Source organism: Pantoea sp. SM3 (assembly GCF_000963995.1).
Classification (GTDB): domain Bacteria; phylum Pseudomonadota; class Gammaproteobacteria; order Enterobacterales; family Enterobacteriaceae; genus Pantoea; species Pantoea rwandensis_B.
In genome coordinates this window covers 23,335-37,802 of record NZ_JZRD01000032.1, presented here as the reverse complement: position 1 = coordinate 37,802, position 14,468 = coordinate 23,335, and the positions used below count along the sequence as shown (strand labels likewise).

At 56.9% G+C, this 14,468-nt stretch carries 18 protein-coding genes and 1 riboswitch; of the genes, 12 read left to right on the top strand and 6 right to left on the bottom strand.

Features of this window, described 5'->3' with window-relative positions; translation table 11 throughout:
• Nucleotides 1-12 precede the first annotated feature (12 nt).
• The 6 genes from mdcC to mdcH all read left to right on the top strand — a co-directional run bounded on the left by mdcC (nt 13) and on the right by mdcH (nt 4,545).
• Nucleotides 13-312: a malonate decarboxylase acyl carrier protein gene (gene mdcC, locus VI01_RS18030; protein WP_045816134.1), complete on the top strand. Its 300-nt coding sequence runs from the start codon at nt 13-15 to the stop codon at nt 310-312.
• Nucleotides 305-1,141 carry a biotin-independent malonate decarboxylase subunit beta gene (locus tag VI01_RS18025; RefSeq protein WP_045816133.1) on the top strand — a complete coding sequence of 279 codons (837 nt, stop codon included), beginning with the start codon at nt 305-307 and terminating at the stop codon, nt 1,139-1,141. The genes mdcC and VI01_RS18025 overlap by 8 nt, the downstream gene beginning before the upstream one ends.
• Nucleotides 1,138-1,938: a biotin-independent malonate decarboxylase subunit gamma gene (mdcE, locus tag VI01_RS18020; protein WP_045816132.1), complete on the top strand. Its 801-nt coding sequence runs from the start codon at nt 1,138-1,140 to the stop codon at nt 1,936-1,938. Before VI01_RS18025 ends, mdcE begins: the two co-directional genes overlap by 4 nt.
• 140 nt (nt 1,939-2,078) lie before the next feature.
• Entirely contained in the window at nt 2,079-3,038 is a 960-nt protein-coding gene (locus tag VI01_RS18015; protein WP_045816131.1) for an AEC family transporter, read from the top strand.
• 2 nt (nt 3,039-3,040) lie between these two features.
• Nucleotides 3,041-3,649: a malonate decarboxylase holo-ACP synthase gene (locus VI01_RS18010; RefSeq protein WP_045816130.1), complete on the top strand. Its 609-nt coding sequence runs from the start codon at nt 3,041-3,043 to the stop codon at nt 3,647-3,649.
• The gene (gene mdcH, locus VI01_RS18005; RefSeq protein ID WP_045816129.1) at nt 3,646-4,545 is read left to right on the top strand and encodes a malonate decarboxylase subunit epsilon; all 900 of its coding nucleotides are present in this window, start codon (nt 3,646-3,648) and stop codon (nt 4,543-4,545) included. Before VI01_RS18010 ends, mdcH begins: the two co-directional genes overlap by 4 nt.
• Here mdcH and VI01_RS18000 read toward each other — a convergent pair.
• From VI01_RS18000 to VI01_RS17975, 6 genes are all read right to left on the bottom strand, one after another.
• Nucleotides 4,527-5,474 (bottom strand): LysR family transcriptional regulator, encoded by a 948-nt coding sequence (locus tag VI01_RS18000; RefSeq protein WP_045816128.1) that lies wholly within the window; start codon nt 5,472-5,474, stop codon nt 4,527-4,529. The genes mdcH and VI01_RS18000 overlap by 19 nt on opposite strands.
• Nucleotides 5,475-5,706: 232 nt before the next feature.
• Nucleotides 5,707-6,567, bottom strand: a complete 861-nt coding sequence (locus VI01_RS17995; protein WP_045816127.1) for a metal ABC transporter permease — start codon at nt 6,565-6,567, stop codon at nt 5,707-5,709.
• On the bottom strand, nt 6,560-7,423 hold the full coding sequence (sitC, locus tag VI01_RS17990; RefSeq protein ID WP_045816126.1) for an iron/manganese ABC transporter permease subunit SitC: 864 nt from the start codon (nt 7,421-7,423) through the stop codon (nt 6,560-6,562). The genes VI01_RS17995 and sitC overlap by 8 nt, the downstream gene beginning before the upstream one ends.
• Nucleotides 7,407-8,192 carry a manganese/iron ABC transporter ATP-binding protein gene (locus tag VI01_RS17985; protein ID WP_045816125.1) on the bottom strand — a complete coding sequence of 262 codons (786 nt, stop codon included), beginning with the start codon at nt 8,190-8,192 and terminating at the stop codon, nt 7,407-7,409. Before VI01_RS17985 ends, sitC begins: the two co-directional genes overlap by 17 nt.
• Nucleotides 8,189-9,058, bottom strand: a complete 870-nt coding sequence (locus VI01_RS17980; protein WP_369801884.1) for a metal ABC transporter substrate-binding protein — start codon at nt 9,056-9,058, stop codon at nt 8,189-8,191. The genes VI01_RS17985 and VI01_RS17980 overlap by 4 nt, the downstream gene beginning before the upstream one ends.
• A 276-nt stretch (nt 9,059-9,334) precedes the next feature.
• Complete coding sequence (locus VI01_RS17975; protein ID WP_045816123.1) at nt 9,335-9,772, bottom strand: 6,7-dimethyl-8-ribityllumazine synthase; 438 nt, start codon at nt 9,770-9,772, stop codon at nt 9,335-9,337.
• Nucleotides 9,773-9,936: 164 nt separating this feature from the next.
• Nucleotides 9,937-10,056: riboswitch (TPP riboswitch) on the top strand.
• 115 nt (nt 10,057-10,171) lie between these two features.
• Between VI01_RS17975 and VI01_RS17970 the strand changes: the two genes are divergently transcribed.
• From VI01_RS17970 to VI01_RS17945, 6 genes are read left to right on the top strand one after another with little or no spacing between them, the layout of a single operon-like run.
• Nucleotides 10,172-11,116, top strand: a complete 945-nt coding sequence (locus VI01_RS17970) for an FAD-dependent oxidoreductase (RefSeq protein WP_045816122.1) — start codon at nt 10,172-10,174, stop codon at nt 11,114-11,116.
• The gene (gene thiS, locus VI01_RS17965; RefSeq protein WP_045816121.1) at nt 11,100-11,297 is read left to right on the top strand and encodes a sulfur carrier protein ThiS; all 198 of its coding nucleotides are present in this window, start codon (nt 11,100-11,102) and stop codon (nt 11,295-11,297) included. The genes VI01_RS17970 and thiS overlap by 17 nt, the downstream gene beginning before the upstream one ends.
• A gap of 3 nt (nt 11,298-11,300) precedes the next feature.
• Nucleotides 11,301-12,059: a thiazole synthase gene (locus VI01_RS17960; RefSeq protein WP_045816120.1), complete on the top strand. Its 759-nt coding sequence runs from the start codon at nt 11,301-11,303 to the stop codon at nt 12,057-12,059.
• Nucleotides 12,060-12,068: 9 nt separating this feature from the next.
• Nucleotides 12,069-13,034, top strand: coding sequence for a HesA/MoeB/ThiF family protein (locus tag VI01_RS17955; RefSeq protein ID WP_045816119.1), 966 nt, complete (start codon nt 12,069-12,071; stop codon nt 13,032-13,034).
• The gene (locus VI01_RS17950) at nt 13,031-13,744 is read left to right on the top strand and encodes an ABC transporter ATP-binding protein (RefSeq protein WP_045816118.1); all 714 of its coding nucleotides are present in this window, start codon (nt 13,031-13,033) and stop codon (nt 13,742-13,744) included. The genes VI01_RS17955 and VI01_RS17950 overlap by 4 nt, the downstream gene beginning before the upstream one ends.
• Complete coding sequence (locus VI01_RS17945; protein ID WP_045816117.1) at nt 13,728-14,462, top strand: ABC transporter permease; 735 nt, start codon at nt 13,728-13,730, stop codon at nt 14,460-14,462. The genes VI01_RS17950 and VI01_RS17945 overlap by 17 nt, the downstream gene beginning before the upstream one ends.
• Nucleotides 14,463-14,468 lie beyond the last annotated feature (6 nt).

The window sequence follows — 14,468 nt, the reverse complement described above, 5'->3', positions numbered from 1 at the left end:
TAAGAGGTTGCTATGGAAAAGATAACGTTGTCTTACCCGGCACGTCGCACGCTCAGCGGAAATGCGCTGGCGGGCGTAGTGGGATCGGGTGATATGGAAGTGCTGTACCGCGCGGATAGCAGTGCCGTGCTCAGCGTGGCGATCACCACCTCGGTGGATAACAGCAAAGCGCGATGGGATGCACTGTTCAGCCGCCTGGCGGAACTGACCGAGCTACCGGCGGGCCAGCTGGTGATCCATGATTTCGGCGCCACGCCGGGTGTCGCACGTATCCGTATCGAACAGGTGTTTGAGGAGGTGAATCATGCGTGATGACAGCAGCTTTATTGAATTACGCGCCCGTCAGCGTGCGCTGGCATTGCTGGACAGCGGCAGCGCGCGCGAATTGCTCGATCCGTTTGAAGGCGTCATGTCACCGTGGCTGGAAAAGCAGGGCATTGTGCCGCAGGCCGATGACGGCATGGTAGTGATGAAAGGCACGCTTAACGGTAATCCTACCGTAGCGATTGCTATTGAAGGTACTTTCCAGGGCGGCAGCATGGGTGAAGTTTCCGGCGCGAAGATGGCCGGTGCGCTGGAGTTGGCGGCTGAAGACAATCGCAACGGCATTCCGACGCAAGCCATTCTGTGTCTGGAAACCGGCGGCGTGCGCTTGCAGGAAGCCAATTTGGGGCTGGCGGCGATTGCGGATATTCACGCCGCCATCGTCGATCTGCGTCAATACACCCCGGTGATTGGCATTGTTGCCGGGACCGTTGGCTGCTTTGGCGGGATGTCGATTGCCGCAGCGCTGTGCAGCCATCTGATTGTGACGCGTGAAGCCCGTCTGGGGTTGAATGGCCCGCAGGTGATTGAGCAGGAGGCGGGCATTGATGAGTATGACTCGCGTAACAGACCGTTCATCTGGAGCATGACCGGTGGCGAGATTCGCTATCAAAGCGGGCTGGTCGATGCGCTGGTGCCAGACGGTGTGCAGGCGGTGAAAACGGCAGTGGATGCCGCGTTAGCACAAGGGGTTCCGACACAGCTGCGCAGCGAAAACTATGCATTTTATCTTGAGCGTTTAAGCCACTTCGATACCGCTCAACAGGCCAGCACAGCCATCATTCATCAGGTCTTCCATCCGGAGGTGAAATCATGAGCGCACACAACAGTCGGGGTGAGCTGTGGCTCAGCCAGTTAACCGCCGGAGCGGCCCGCCACACTGGGCTTTGCCCGTCCGTGCAGGTCGCGGATGCCGAACTCAATGGCGAAACCGCCCGTTACATTGCTGTCGTTCCAGATGCGCACAATCGCTATCCACGCGCTGCGCAGGGTGAAGTGGGCCTGCTGGAGGGCTGGACGCTGGCGAAAGTGGTGCAGGAAACCCTCGCGGAAGACGCTGCCAACGCCGTGAAACGGCCGATTATCGCGGTGATTGATGTGCCGAGTCAGGCTTATGGCCGGCGTGAAGAGGGCTTTGGTATTCATCAGGCATTGGCCGGGGCCGCCGGTGCGTATGCGCAAGCGCGTCTGGCCGGGCATCCGGTGATAGGGCTGATTGTGGGTAAAGCGATGTCCGGTGCATTTCTGGCGCATGGCTATCAGGCCAATCGACTGATTGCCTTTAACGATCCGGCGGTGCAGGTACATGCCATGGGTAAAGCCTCGGCGGCGCGTATCACCCTGCGCACCGTGGAGGCGCTGGAGAAACTTGCCGCCAGCGTGCCGCCAATGGCCTATGACATCGGTAATTACGCCACGCTCGGCCTGTTGTCGTCGCTGCTGGACATCACCCATCCGGATGCGCCGACGGCCGAAGAGGTCACGCGCGTTAAAGCCACGCTGGCGGAAGCGATTGGCGATACGCGCCGTGTGCCTGGCCGGGGTTCGCGCCTGGCGGCACCCCATCGTCAAAGCTCGGCGCTGGTACGCGAACGTCTGCGCGCCAGCTGGTAACACCCTAATAATAAAAAGCATTAAATCAACCTGCCGGCTGTCAGTATGCCGGGCGCACGCGGCGTCCGGCCTCTGCGGCAACTGATAAATTCAACACCATCGCGTCAGTACTCACTCTTTTAATAACAAACAGGTGATTTATGACTTACGTGATTCTGCATGCTCTGGCTCCGATCTTCATTATCATGTTGCTCGGATTCTGGGCCGGCAAAGCCAAAATGGTTGATAACAAGAACGTCTCTTTGCTCAATATTTTTGTGATGGATTTTGCGCTGCCCGCCGCGTTGTTTAGCGCTACGGTGCAAACGCCGTGGAGCGGGATTGTGGCGCAGATGCCGCTGATTGTGGTACTGACGCTGGCGATGTGGGTGGCCTATGCGGTGCTCTATTTCGTTGCCACTAAAATCTTCAAAAAATCACCACAGGATGCGGCTGTATTGACGCTGACTGTGGCGTTGCCTAATTACGCGGCGCTGGGTTTACCCATCCTTGGCAGCGTGGTGGGAGAAGGTTCGGCGACATCACTCTCTGTTGCCGTCTCCATTGCCTGCGGTTCAGTGCTGATGACCCCCTTCTGTCTGCTGATACTCGAACGTGAAAAAGCGCGCTCGGCGGGAGAAACACAACGCTCGACGCTGGCGATGCTGCCGGTGCTGATGTGGCGCTCGGTGAAAAAACCGATTGTGCTGGGGCCCCTACTGGGCGTGGTGCTGTCGGCGATTGGCATCAAAATGCCGGATTTGATGCTGGCCGCGATCAAACCACTCGGTCTGGCGGCCACAGCCGCCGCACTGTTCCTGACCGGGGTGATCCTGTCGGCTCGTCAGCTGAAGATCAACAGCATGGTGATCAGTTCCACCGTCACCAAACTGCTGATCCAACCGTTGCTGGCGTGGGGGATTGTGATGCTGTTTGGCCTGCACGGCACCGTGGCGATTACCGCGATTCTGATGATTGCGCTGTCAGCCGGTTTCTTTGGTGTGGTGTTTGGTAACCGCTTTGGTGTGCAATCACCAGATGCAGAAGCGGTGCTGTTACTCAGTTCGCTATTGTCGATTGTGTCACTGCCGCTGTTTATTAGCTTAACTTCAGGAATGTAATCATGAATATCCGCCCACACGACCTGCTCTGGCTGCACGCTGATGCCACGCTGCTTGATATTCAGGAGAGCTGGGTAGCGCAGCAGTGGAACGCTCAGCAGCCGGTTGTGGTGCGGCGCGATGTGATGCGGCAGGATCGCATTCCGATTGGCGTGCGCGGCAGTGCGCGCCATCAACGGGCGGCGGGATGGGTGCGAGGGCAGGATGTGCTGCGCATTGATACGCCGGAGGGGCTACTGGCGCGCGCAAGCGATTCCGTGTTTCGCGCATTGCCTACGGTTGAGGCAGTGATGCAACTTTATCAGCAGCGCTGGTCTTGGTCGTGGGGCGTGACCGGTAGCACGGGATTCGCCTTAGCGACCGGATTGCCGGTACTGCATGCCACAAGCGATCTCGACCTGTTAATTCGCGCACCCCTGCCGTTGCAGACGGAGGAGGTTAAGGCCTGGCAGCAACAACTGTCAGGTTTGCCCTGTCGGGCCGATACCCAGGTGGAAACGCCGGTGGGTGCCTTCGCGCTTAATGAGTGGCTGCGCGAGGGGCGCGTGTTGCTGAAAACCGCACGCGGTCCACGCCTGACAACGCTTCCCTGGACGGAGGACATAAAATGAAAACGCTGTTCACTTTTCCGGGGCAGGGCACGCAACGGCCCGGCATGTTGCAGTCGCTGGCGCGCGATGAGACCTGGCAAGTGGCACATGAGGTGCTGGGAGAGGAGCTGATGCAACTCGATTCCTCCGTCGCACTGCAACATACGCGCGCGGTACAACTGGCGCTGCTGATTACGGGTGTGTCGGCGGCACGCCAGCTGATGTCCCGCGGCGTGCAGCCCGATATGGTGTGTGGCCTGTCGATTGGTGCGTATCCTGCGGCGGTGATCGCAGGGGTTTTGGATTTTGCCGATGCTCTGCACCTTGTGGCGTTACGCGGTGAACTCATGGAGCAGGCGTATCCACAGGGCTATGGTTTGACGGCCATCAGTGGGATGACGCTGGCGCAAGTTGAAGCGCTGGTAGATGGACAAAACAGTTTCATTGCCAACATCAATGCCGAAACCCAGATAGTGATAGCGGGAAGCGACAGTGCCATGGCCGCAGTGGCGCAGCAAGCGCTGGCGCAAGGGGCACAGCGAGCGCAGCGGCTGGCGATCAGCGTGCCTTCACATTGCGCGCTACTGGATAGCCCAGCGCAGCAGCTCAAAGCCGCTCTGGACAAGGTCAGATTACAGCGTCCGCCATTAGCGTATCTGAGCGGCAGCAGCGCTCGCGTTCTCTGGCAGCCGGAGCGTATTGCTGACGATCTGGCGATGAACATGGCGCGCAGCGTGCGCTGGCATGATGCGATGGTGGCGGCAAAAGAACGTGAAGTGCGTCTGGTCGTTGAAATGCCGCCCGGTGAAGTGCTGACGGGCTTAACGCGCAGCGTGCAGTGCCAGGGAGAGTGTATTGCCCTTGAGCGCAGCGGCGCTGAAGTGGCGCTGCGTTTGTTTCAGCGGCTCGCACGCTGAACTTTTTCCTGCAAACTCAGGGCGAACATACGCCCTTCAGCCACCAGTGCCAGCAGATTCGGATCATGTTCACGGTTGCGCGGAAACACGATGGCGATCTGCTGTCGCATTTGATACGGCTCGGCTAAACGCAGAAAACGCAGATCGTTTTCATACTGCTTACGCATCCTGCCCGGCACCAGCGAATAGCCCATGCCGGCCTGCACCAGACTGAGCATCGAGAAAATGTCATTCACGCGCGTGACGATATTGGGCTCAAAACCGGCTACGTGGCAGGCTTCCTGAAATCCGGCAAAGGTAGCAAAGCCTTCTGCCAACGAGACAAAGGGTTTATCGCTGTAGCTGCGCAGGTCGATATCTCTTTCACTGTGGTCACTGTTACCCGCGGGCACGGCAAGAAAGATATCGTCCTGAAACAGCGCGACCTGCTCAAAAATCTTTTCATCGATCTCGGCTTCGCTGACAGAAATGATAATCGCATCCAGCTGATTATCTTTTAGCGCGCGCAGCAGCAATTCATTTGAACCCATGGTGAGGTTGAGTTCTAGCTCCGGGCGTCGCAGCTTCATTTTCATGATCAGGCGCGGCACGGTTTCCAGCGACAGAGAATACAAGGTGCCAACCCGCAGATTCCCCAGGCCAATGCCTGCGGTACGTCGTGTTTCATCAATGCCCTGGCTCAGTGTGGCCAGCGCTTCTTTGCTGTATTCCAGCAGCGTCGAGGCGGCAGGCAGTGCCACCAGGTTGCGGCCTTTATGTTCGAACAGCGGGCAACGCAAACTCTCTTCGAGCGTGTGCAGTGCACGGTGCACACTCACGGTGCTGATTCCTAACGCTTCAGCCGCTCTGGCGAGGTTTTCCGTTTCCATGTAGCAAGTGAAAATCAGCAGTTTGCGTACGGTGAGATCGTTGTCGAGGGTCAGTTTCATGCCGGTTTCAGGTCGTGAATCAGAAGTGCCACTATAGCGTTATGTCGCGACGCGGGTTAGTCAAAAACGGGGGTGAACGCTGTCTATCGGGATAGATGAACGCGAGGATGGCGTACCCAAATAGTTAATGAGCCGACGAATTTGCAAAATCAGCGACGGATGCAAACTGTCTGAGGGCGTTCGCCAATCCCTGTTAGTGAAACTGTTGAATTTCCCCCCATTCTGGGGCGTGTTAACGCCCCGAGGATTCCTCAACAGCCACAGAGCCGCGACGATTCTCACTATCGCGCCAGCTCACACTCACAAATGTCACCACGAATAACAGGCTATACAGCACCACGATGGTGGGGCCCGGCGCGCTATCGAGGAAGAAGGATGCGTAAACGCCACACAAGCCAGTGAGAATGGCGATCAACGCCGCCAGCAGCATCACCTGTAGGAATCGCCGCGCCAGTAACAGCGCAATCGCCCCCGGTGCGATGAGCATGGCGATCGACAAAATCACGCCCACCGATTTCAGCGCGGCAACGATGGTTAGCGCAATCAAACACAGCAGCCCGTAATGCATCAAATTGCCGTTTATACCGCAAGCGCGCGCCTGTTGTGGGTCAAACGCATGGAGTAAAAGATCGCGCCATTTCACGCTCAGCACCAGCACCACCAGCAGCGCAATCACAGCAGTTTGCGCGATATCTGCCCAGCCAATACCCAGCATATCGCCGAATAGGATGTGGTCGAGATGAACTTCCGGTTTCAGTTTCAAATAGAGCACCAGCCCGGCACCAAACATCCCCGAAAACACAATGCCCATCACCGTATCAGGCTTGATGCGGCTGTTCTGGCTGATAAAACCGGTGGCGAGTGCGCACAACATGCCTGCGATAAATGCCCCTATCGCATACGGTAAGCCAACCCACCACGCCAGCACCACGCCGGGAAAAACCGCGTGACTCATGGCATCACCGAGCAGGGACCAGCCTTTCAACACTAGAAATGCGGACAGCATGGCGCAAGGCAGTGACAACATCAGCGTGACGATCAGCGCCATGTTCATAAATTCAAACTGAAACGGGCTGAGCAATAATTCAATCATTGGCGTTGATCTCCAGAGCCTGGCGCGCACGTCGCCGCGCGGCTAGCACACCGTGTTTTGGGGCAAACACAAACGCCAGCAGGAACACGACGGTTTGTGCCACCACGATCACGCCGCCGGTGGCGCCGTCGAGGAAATAGCTGCTCCACGCGCCAAGGAAGCTGGTGATGCTGCCGATAGCCACCGCAATCATCAATAAACGCGGGAAGCGGTCAGTCAGCAGATAAGCAGTGGCACCTGGCGTTACAACCAGACAAATCACCATAAAGGCACCGACGGTTTGCAACGCAGCCACGGTGGAGGCGGCGAGCAAGGTAAAGAACAGAATCTTCAAGCCGGTAGTATTCAGCCCAAGGGAACGCGCATGGCTTTCATCGAAGAAGGTCACCATCAGATCCTTCCATTTCAGTAGCAACAACGTCAGCGTCACCACACCGATGGTGCCGAGCTGCCAGATATCGGCGGGCGCCACCGCGAGGATGTTGCCGAGAACGATGGTTTGGATATTGACCGAGGTGGGATTGAGCGACACCAGAAAGAGACCAATACCGAAGAAGGAGGAGAAAATCAGTCCGATGATCGCATCCTCTTTCAGGCGCGTACGCTGGTTAAGAAACAGCATGCTGCCCGCCGCCAGTCCGCCCGAGAGAAAAGCGCCGAGCGAGAAGGGCAGCCCTAGCATATAGGCGCCGGCTACACCGGGCACAATCGAGTGCGAGAGTGCATCGCCAATCAGCGACCAGCCTTTGAGCATCAGGAAACAGGAGAGAAACGCGCAAATCGCCCCGACCAGCGCGGCGATCCACATCGCGTTCAGCATATATTGATAGCCAAATGGCTCAATAATCCACGACATGATCCGCCCCCGGGCGTGCGGCAATCTTCTGTAATAACGCGGCATTGCGCTGCTGCACTTCACCATCGAAAGTACGTGCCAGATTGACGGCGGTGAACGTGTCGCGCAACAGACCGCTGGCCAGCACGGTGTTTTTCACCAGTACGCAACGGTCGCAGTAATCAGGAATAGTGTTGAGATCGTGTGTGGAGACCAGCATGGTGCGGCCCTCATCGCGCAACTCTTGCAACAGGGCGATGATCGCCGCCTCAGTTTTAACATCGACGCCGGTAAAGGGCTCATCCAGCAAGATGATTTGCCCACTTTGCGCCAGTGCCCGCGCGAGAAAAACGCGTTTTTTCTGCCCGCCGGAGAGTTCACCAATCTGGCGATGACGAAAGTCCTGCATCCCGACGCGAGCCAGCGCTTGATCCACGCTGCGCTTGTCCTCCGCACGCGGGATGCGCAGCATGTTCATATAGCCGTATCGACCCATCATCACCACATCTTCCACCAGCACTGGAAAACTCCAGTCCACCTCTTCGGACTGTGGAACATAGGAGACAATATTGCGTTTCAGCGCGGCTTTGGCGGGCATCTCCGCCAGCGTCACGCTGCCTGTTGTGAGTGGCACAAAGCCCATGATGGCTTTGAACAACGTGGATTTCCCGGAACCGTTGACGCCCACCAGCGCGGCAATGCTGCCCGATGGCACGGAAAACGATGCCTGGCGCAACGCGGTGTGGCCGTTGCGATAGGTCACGCTGACATCCTGCACGTTAAGGGTCATGATTTGCTCCCGGCGGTGATGCCTTTCGCCACGGTATCGGTGGTGACACGCAGTAAATCAAGGTAGGTCGGCACCGGTCCATCGCTGTTGCTGAGTGAATCGACGTAAAGCACGCCGCCATAGTGGATACCCGCTTCACGTGCCACCTGCTCGGCCGGTTTAGCTGAGATGGTGCTCTCGCTAAAGATGGTCGGGATCGGGTTGGCTCTTACCGCATCGATCACTTTGCGCACCTGCTGTGGTGTGCCTTGTTGATCGGCATTGATTGGCCACAGGTAAAGCTCTTTGAGTCCCAGGTCACGCGCGAGGTAAGAGAACGCGCCTTCACTGGTGACCAGCCAACGTTGATTTTCAGGCAGTTGATCGATGGCGGCACGCATCGGGGCCAGGGTTTGCTGGATTTGCGCTTTGTAGCGCTCGGCGTTGGCCTGATAAATGGCTGCGTTTGCGGGATCGTATTTCTGTAAGGCTTTACGGATGTTATCGACGTAGATCAGTGCATTATCCGGTGACATCCACGCATGCGGATTCGGCTTGCCATTGTAAGGCCCCTCGGTGATGCCCAGGGGTTGGATTCCTTCTGTTACCGTCACTTCAGGCACATTTTTCAGACGCTGATAGAAGCGACTAAACCACAGTTCAAGATTAAAGCCGTTCACCAAAATCAGGTCTGCTCCCTGCGCACGACGAATATCCCCCGGCGTGGGTTGGTATTCGTGGATTTCAGCGCCGGGCTTGGTAATGGAGGTCACTTCGGCGGCATCGCCCGCGACGTTCTTTGCCATGTCAGCGATCACCGTGAAAGTGGTGACCACTTTGAGTTTGTCGGCAGCAAATGCCGAAGCGCTCATCGAGAGCGTAAGCATCACCACCGATAGAACGTGCCTGGTCAACATAGTCATCCCCTGAGAAGTATAGCCTGTGCTATACATTATAGTGAATGCTATGAATGTGAAGTGTTTTTGTCCACTTTTTGCTGTTTACGACAAAAATTTACTTAAGTTGAAGTTGCAGAGGAGAATAATGAAAGTGGCTTATGCGATTTTCGAAATAGCGTAGAACATATTGTTCTTAAGGGCAGGGGAGTATTATTGAGAGCAAGAACACTTCATCGCGAATAATGAAGTGTTCCTGAGAGAGAATTAATCAATCGACAAATTATGAATCGCTAGCGCAGCACGCGCGGCTTCTTTGCCTTTCTTGATGAAGTGTTCGGTATAGAAGTTTTCCAGCACATCAACTGGCTGGAAATTATGTGGCGTCAGTGACACTGAGAATACAGGCACATTGGTGGTCAGCTGCACATTCATCAGGCCATCCACCACAGCGGCAGCCACGAAGTCGTGACGATAAATACCACCATCAACCACCAGCGCCGCAGCAACGATCGCATCGTATTTGCCGGTTTCTGCTAAACGTTTTGCCAGCAGCGGCATTTCAAATGCACCAGGTACTTCCAGTACTTTTAATTCGGCTTCGACGTTCTGTGTTTTTAATTCTTGCTCAAAACCCACTAAAGCATTGTGCACAATTTCTTTGTGCCAACCGGCTTTAATAAAGGCAATTCTAATATTTTTCATAATGAGTCCAACATCACCTGTAATTTCTTTGCGCTTGAAAAGTAGCAATAATGCCTTTGTATACCATATGTTACGTTTTCGATCCAGAACGTGCACGTAGCGATAAATGCCTTTATCGCATAACGAAATCCACGCTTGACGCCGAACGGCGCCTGCAATACAAATAGACGCGTCGGGGGAGTCTCGCCAAAGAGACTGAGAGGCTAAAAGCGCAATGCGCGGCTTAGCGACCCTTTGAACCTGACCCAGTTGATACTGGCGTAGGAAGACTGACAGCGTATCCTGTACGTTGTCTGGCGCAGAGGATCGCTTGCGCCCTTTCCCTCCTCCTGTATCTGCGGGTCTCAGTCAACACTGAGAGGCCGATGTGAATTCCCTTGATATCCCGGATTACCTGCGGTGAGCCGCTGGACAGTATTAGGCTGCGGCGTAGCAGGCCTGTGCGTGGCCACGCTACTGGCGGAACGCGGTGAAGAAGTCGACGTCATTGGCGAGGACTCCCGCAAGCCTGCCTCCTGGTTTGCTGGCGGCATGCTGGCACCCTGGTGTGAGTCTGAAAGTGCCCCGCAAGAAGTGATCGCTCTTGGACAGCATGCTGCGGCCTGGTGGCAACAGCGCGTCAGCAGTGTGGCGCATCAGGGAACGTTGGTGGTGGCACCGCCGCGCGATAGCCAGGAACTCAACCGTTTTGCGCGCATGACTGAACAGCATCAATGGGTCGATCCGGGTGATATTGAGCCGCTGCTGGCAGGCCGCTTTGCACGCGGGCTGTTTTTTGCCGAAGAAGCGCATCTTGATCCGCGTCTGGCGCTCACTGAAATGCGTGAAAAGCTGTTACAGCGCGGTGTGCGTTTCGATGCACAACAACCCTCTGGCCGGATTATTGATTGTCGTGGCATGCATGCTAAAACCGATCTACCGCGCTTGCGTGCGGTGCGCGGTGAAATGGTGATCCTGCACAGCGATGAAGTGCACTTTTCGCGACCAATTCGCCTGCTGCATCCGCGCTTTCCCTGCTATCTGGTGCCGCGCCGCAATGGTCATTTCATGCTCGGTGCCACTATGGTGGAAAGCGACGATGCCAGCGCCATTAGCGCGCGCGCCATGATGGAACTGCTCAGCGCGGCCTACGCGATACATCCTGCTCTGGCGGAAGCCCGCGTGGTGGAAAGCGGCAGCGGACTCCGCCCGGCTTATCCGGCTAACCTGCCAGAAATCCATTATCAAAACGACACTTATTATCTTAACGGCATGTATCGCCATGGTTTTCTGCTGGCACCCATGATGGCAGAACAGCTGATGCAGCGCCTTTTCGGGGAACAATCCTATGAACATTCAGCTTAACGGCCGGACGATCCGCACCGAGGCCAGCACGCTCAGCGAATTGCTGATCGAGCAGCAAATTGATGCTAGCTGCGTTGCCAGTGCTTTTAACGGCAACTTTGTGCCTAAAAGTCAGTACAGCAGCCAGCAGCTGGAAGAAGGCTGCCAGTTAGAAGTTTTATCGCCGATGCAGGGAGGTTGACGTATGTTTTACGATTTCACTCCCCAGTCACGTTTTCTGCTTGGCACCGCGGGCTACCCATCACCGGCGATTCTGCAACAGGCGATTGCCGCTTCTGGCACGGAAATCATCACCGTGAGTTTGCGCCGTGAAGGTGCGGCGGGCGCGGCTTTTCGCGAGCTGCTAACCGGGTTGGATATTCGCGTGCTACCGAATACCGCAGGCTGCCACACGGTGAAAGAGGCGGTGACCACCGCGCAGATGGCGCGCGAACTGTTTAATACCTCGTGGATCAAACTGGAGGTGATCGGCCATGCCGACACGCTCCAACCTGATCCTTTTGCGCTGGTTGAAGCGGCACGCATTCTCTGTGCGGACGGTTTTCAGGTCTTCCCGTACACCACCGAGGATCTGATCGTGGGTGAAAAGCTGCTGGAAGCGGGTTGCGAACTGCTAATGCCGTGGGGCGCGCCGATCGGTTCCGGGCAGGGGCTGCGCAACATTGAAGGACTACGCGCGATGCGGGCATGGTTCAGCGACATCCCGTTGATAATTGATGCAGGCATCGGTGCGCCATCACAGGCCGCACAGGCGATGGAGATGGGCTTCGATGGCATCCTGCTCAACACCGCTGTGGCCAAGGCGGGTGATCCCATTGCGATGGCGAACGGTTTCCGTCTGGCGATTGAAGCGGGGCAGGCCGCGCGTAGCGCTGGTTTGATGGAAAAACGGGATATGGCGGCAGTTTCAACACCGATCTTCGGTCTGGCGAGTTTGAGTTAAGGAGCCATCATGGAGCGCTATCAACGGCAGATGATGCTGCCGGAAATCGGTGTCGAAGGTCAGCAAAAATTGGCGGCTGCTCGGGTATGCGTGGTGGGCGCCGGCGGATTGGGCGCTACGTTACTGCCGCAGCTGGTTGGCGCAGGCGTCGGTTTTATCCGCCTGTGTGACGACGATGAAGTGGCCTTGCACAATCTTCATCGCCAGACGTTGTTTACGATGCAGGACATTGGTCACGGCAAGGCAGCGTGCGCGCAACAGGCGCTGTTGCAACGTAATCCCGATGTGAAGATAGAGGTCGTGCCACGCGCTATTGGCGCCAGCGATCTGCCGCACCTGCTGACGGATATCGATCTGGTGATTGATGCCGCTGATAACTTCGCGGTGACCTATCAACTCTCTGACGCCTGTCTGACAACGCAGATTCCTTTGATCAGTGCATCAGTATTAGGTCGTCAGGGCTACGTCGGTGGCTTCTGCGGCAGCGCGCCGAGCTATCGGGCGCTGTTTCCCCGCTTACCCGCCTCCGCAGCCAACTGCAACACCGCAGGCGTGATGGGACCGGCGGTGGCGGCTTTGGGTGCAATGCAGGCTCAGATGGCACTGAGCGTACTGCTGGATCTGCGACCTTCACCGCTCGGCAGCGTCATCAACTGTGACTTCATCAACTGGCATGTGCGCGCATTTCGTTTTGACGGTGCAGAAGAGCCAGAAAACAGCGTGCCCTTTATCGATGAGCAACTGCTGACGAAAGAGGATTGCATTGTCGAGTTGCGCAGTGTGGAAGAAGCCCCCGTCAGCGTGGCACACAACGTCCAACGCATTCTGCCGCAGGCCATAGCCGAATGGCAGCCGCCACAGGATCGACGCATTGTACTGGTCTGTGCCAGCGGAATACGTGCGGCACAGGCGGCTTCTGATTTGGAAGCGCGAGGGTTTACCCGTCTGGCGATGTTGGCGGCAAGGCGACCATGAATTCAATCGGATTTAATGACATCACCTTTAGCTGGGGTGAACAGGCGCTGTGCCAGCAACTCAATCTGCAACTGCGCAGCGGTAAAACCACGGTGCTGTTGGGGCGCAGCGGCATTGGGAAAAGCACCTTATTGCGGCTGGTGGCGGGTTTGTTACAGCCGCAACAGGGCGATATCAGCGGCTTACCGGGCAAGGTGGCGTGGATGGGGCAACAGGATCTGTTGTATCCGTGGCTGACGGTGCTGGAAAACGTGATGCTTTCCGCACGGCTCAACGGTGAAAAACCGGACCGCGCGCGTGCGTTGGCGCTGCTTGAGCAGGTGAAGCTGAGTGAGGTGGCGCAAGCCGCACCGGATAAGCTTTCAGGCGGGATGCGGCAGCGTGTCGCACTGGCGCGTACACTGTATGCCCAACGCGAAGTGGTGCTGATGGATGAGCCCTTCGCCACGCTGGATGTGATGACCAAACTCAGCCTGCAAACCCTGACCGCCACGCTGCTCAAGGACAAAACGGTACTGCTGGTTACGCACGATCCGCTCGAAGCCTGCCGAATGGCCGATGACATCGTGCTGTTGCATGGCCAGCCGTTAGCGGTTGAAAGCTGGTCGGTGCCTGCGGGTGATGCTCCCCGATCCCTTGATGACCCTCGCCTGTTACAGGCGCAGGGCGAACTCTTTTCCCGACTGAATCAAGATGAAAAAACTGTTTAGCGCGATCTATCTGATCGCGGTGCTGCTGTGTGGCTGGCTGCTGGCGCGGCACCATGGCGTGCCTGACTTTTTGCTGCCTTCGCCGCTGGCGGTGTTGGAGGCATTATGGCTGCATCGCCAGCTGCTGGCACATCACGCGTTGTTTACCCTGGCAGAGATTGTGCTGGCGCTGCTGCTTGGCGTTGGGACGGGCGTGATGCTGGCGGTTCTGATGGCGGGCAGCCAGACTCTGCGTCGCGTGTTGTTTCCGCTCGTGACCGCCAGCCAGGCGATTCCGGTGTTTGCGCTGGCGCCACTGCTGGTGCTGTGGCTGGGATTTGGCATCGCCTCCAAAGTGGTGGTCGCGGCATTAATCGTCTTCTTCCCGCTGTGTCTGTCGCTATTTGATGGCCTGTGCCGTACGCCGTCTGGCTGGCTGGAACTGGCGGGCACCCTGAATCCTTCACGTGCGCGGATTTTCTGGCACGTGCGCTGGCCCGCAGCGCTCCCGCAGTTTTTTTCCGGTTTGCAGATGGCGGTGGTGCTGGCCCCGATTGGGGTGGTGATTGGCGAATGGGTTGGTGCCAGCGAAGGGCTGGGCTATCTGATGATGCAATCCAACGCCCGGCTTGAAACGGCCACCAGCTTTGCTGCTTTGTTGCTGTTATTGATGCTGGCGCTGCTGCTCTCCGGCGGCGTCGCGATGCTGCGTAAAAAATTTCTCTGGCACTCAACATAAGGACGT